Below are 3470 nucleotides of genomic sequence, written 5' to 3'. Positions count from 1 at the left end.
TAGGTCCAGTTGTCGGGACCGCCGTAGAGCTTGTCTCCGTCGTAGGGGGAGATCGGTTTTCGGAAGGGGTTCTTGATGACGAAGACCCCTTTGAAATCCTTGTCGGCCGGGTTTTTCCAGCTCAGACGGATCTTTCCGTTTTCGATTTTGTATTTCAGGTCGCTCACGGGGGCGACGGGCCTGCGCCGCTTGTGGAGATACTCCACGACCAGCTTCGGCGTGAAGTCGGGATGGGCGCTGTGCCACTCGACGACCGAGTTTTTCACCAGTTTCTGCGCGCTGCTGGGGCGCAGCAGGAAGGCGATCGACTTCCGGTCTCTGAGGCGGTTGCCGAACTCCTGGATCGCGTAGGTGTCGAACACGAAGACCTGCTCTTCGTTCTTGAGTTCGTTGACGCTGACGTCGTACCCGATGTTTTCGATGATCTGCCGGTTTTTGATCGCCTCGTAGTTCCGTTCGGCCTCCGCGTCGATCATCTCCAGGTGGAAACGGATATTCTCCTTGGCGTAGACCTTGACCGGGTTGAGGACGACGTAGGCCCGGGTGATCTGCATGAACTCCCAGTCTGGCAGAGATCCCAGCTCGAAGTCGAAGGTGGCGTAGATCTTTCTGCCCTCGCCGTCGAATCCGCAGACGATCTTTCCCTCCTCCAGGCCGTCGGCGCGGACGGTGAAGCTCTTTTTGGGGAAGAGTTCGAGGGTATGGGGTTCGAGGGTGTAGGTGATCTCCAGATGGGGCCGGAAAGCGAGCCCGCCGCCGAACTTCCCGTACCCCAGATCCCACTGCATCATCTGGGAGGTGCGGCCGATCTCGAGGGTTTTGGGACCCTCGACCCGCAGCACCACCTCACCCTTTTTCAGCTGCTCCTGGAGTGCTTGGCACTCGATCTCGCTGAACTCCCAGCTTCGCCAGATTCCCTGGGTCAGATGGTTGGAGGGGGTGGGGCGTCCCACGTAGGAGCGGATCCTCATCGCTTCGACATCCTCGAATTTCGTGATGTCGCCCACGCTTTCGGGTTCCACGATCCCCACGTCCCACTCGCCGAACTTCTCGATCGTCACGCCGACGCGGTTCATCGGGTAGAGCCGGAAACGGGCCCGCTCGATCCGGGCGTTTTCGGGGATCGTCTTCAGGGGAATCGTCACGACGGCGTAGCTGACTCCCTTGGTCTCGTTGACGCCGACGAAGAGGGAGTTGACGCCGAAGTGGGCCTTGTTGTTGGGGATCTTTTCGGCCACGTATCCGGTTTTGTCCGGGATCGGGAAGTAGGTGCGGTGAAACTCCTCCTCGGCCACGTGGGTGCGCACGGCCAGAACCGGCGCGAAGGGGGACTTCTGCCCGGTCCGCTTGTTGACGGCGCGGACGTGGTAGAAGTAGGGGGTGTCGCTGACGAGGTTCTGATCGGCGTAGCGGTTGGCCTGGGTCAGCCCCATCAGGTTGAAGGGGCGGCAGTAGGACTTCTCCCGGCGGCTGCGGTAGATCTCGAAGTAGACGGTGTCGTCGCCTTCGCAGCAGGGGTAGGGCTCCCACTCCAGCGTCACGCTGTTGACACCGACGAAGGTGGCCCGGAAGTTCTCCGGCCGCGGCATCGTACGCTCCCTGGCGTAGTTGGGGGCTTCCCTGATCGCCGCCAGCAGGGCCGGGATATGCTCCCTGATATGCTCGATCATGCTGTCGAGATAGTCGGAGATGTTGCGGGTGCCCACCTCGACCACGGTGGCGAGGATCCCTTTGGAGTGGTAGAACTCCCGGCCGCTGCCGCTGATCAGTTTCGCCGGCGGTTTGCCCTGGTGGATGCCGTACTCCCGGTCGCTGATCTTTCGGATCTCTTCGGCCATGTTGGCGCAGAGCACGTTCATGTCGGTCGTGTCGATCGTATCTTCGTGGCGGAAATCGTGGGCCGGGAAGAAGACGTTGCCCTGGGAGTGGTAGTCCAGGGCGATGGCGATATTGGGGTGGCTTTCGACGAAATCCCGCAGGGCACGGGTTTCGGGTTCGCTGAAGGGCTCGGGACCGCCGTAGACGTTGGAGTCGGGCTTGTTGGACTTGACGAAGCCGATGGGAAAGTTGCGGTTGAGGTCGACCCCGTAGCTGCCGTCGGCGTTCTGGCGGCGGTTCTTGCGCCAGAAGCTGAAGTGGTTGCGGGAGTATTCGAATCCGTCGGGGTTGGCGCAGGGGACCAGATAGACCGCCGCGTGTTCCAGCGCCTGCTGGATCGTGTGGTCGTAGGCGACGTTGCGGTCGACGTACTGGGCGAAGCCGATGGCCAGCTCCAGCCCGATCCACTCTCTGGCGTGGATCGTGCCGGTGTAGAAGAGCGCCGGTTTCTCGGCCGCCGCCTGTACGTTCTGGCCGATGGTCACGGCGACGATGTCGCGTTTCTCCCAGGTCCGGCCGATCACTTCCACGGCGAAGAGATCGGGACGGCGTTCGGCCAGCTCCCGGAAGAGAGCCACCGCCTCGTCGTAGGAATGGTAAAGCTGTTTCAATCGTACCTCTTATTTGATCGCGATATGGTCGCGGATTTTGTCGAGTTTCTTTTTGCCAAGACCCTTGATCTTCAGAAGATCCTCGAGCGCTTCGAAGGGTCCGTGTTTCTCACGGAACTCGACGATCTTCTCGGCCAGTTTCTTGCCGATCGCCTTGATTTTGGAGAGAGCCTTGACGCCCGCTTCGTTCACGTCGACCCTGCTGTGGAGATCTTCCGCCCACACTTTGAGCGTCTGTTTGTCGATCCCTTCCAGCTCCAGCAGTTCGTCGAGGCTCTGGATGTCATGGCTGCGGATGTAGCGGATCACCTCCACGGCGATCTCCTCCTCCATGCCGTGAAGCGTCATCAGCTCCGTCAGCGTCACGCTTTCGAGCGACATTTCGCTCTCTTCCGGCTCGTCGTGTATTTCGGCACCCTTTTTCGCCTCCTCGAGGACGATTTCGGGAATCTCCTCCTCCTTTTTGAGCGGCGCTTTATGCAGGTGCGAATCGTCGGGGATATCTTCCGGCGTACTCTCTTCGGTCAGCTCGATATCCCAGTCGGCATCCTTGTCGTTGAGGTAGTATGCGCCGTCGGTGGAGGGAATGTAGCGGGAAAACTCGATGTGGCGCATCGTACGAAGAAGCGAGGGGTTGATCTTGCCCAGCTCCTCCCAGTTGTAGAGGGGGATGTGGGGTTTGGGGAATCGTCCTTCGGAGAAATCCCACATCAGATACTTGCCAATCCAGTCACGGAAGTAGGGGAAGGCCGCAAACGCCGTGGCGCATTCGAGGATGTAGTACTTGCCGTCGTACTCGGCGATGTCGCAGGCCCAGTATTCGGCTTTGGCCGCCTTGGAGGCCTCGACGGCGAGCTCCAGCGCTCCCATCGGCACGCCGTCGTAGGTCATGTAGCCCCCCTGGGAGGTGTTGGTCAGCTCCATATCCTCTCCCGCGACCCGCCAGAAAGCGCAGGCGGGCTTGTGGCCGATCAGCATGAC

At 60.6% G+C, this 3470-nt stretch carries 2 protein-coding genes; both read right to left on the bottom strand.

Going from position 1 to position 3470, the window contains the following annotated elements; all coding sequences use genetic code 11:
• On the bottom strand, positions 1-2489 hold a 2489-nt coding region (locus Q1K23_RS08655; RefSeq protein WP_300363878.1), incomplete at its 3' end, for a M14 family zinc carboxypeptidase.
• Positions 2490-2498: 9 nt separating this feature from the next.
• Positions 2499-3470, bottom strand: a 972-nt coding sequence (locus tag Q1K23_RS08650; protein WP_300363869.1) for a helix-hairpin-helix domain-containing protein, incomplete at its 5' end; no start/stop codon positions are given.

Origin of the sequence: Hydrogenimonas sp. (genome assembly GCF_029933015.1) — a bacterium.
GTDB lineage: Bacteria > Campylobacterota > Campylobacteria > Campylobacterales > Hydrogenimonadaceae > Hydrogenimonas.
The sequence above is the reverse complement of the archived record's forward strand: the minus strand, read 5'-3'. Positions and strand labels throughout refer to the sequence as shown.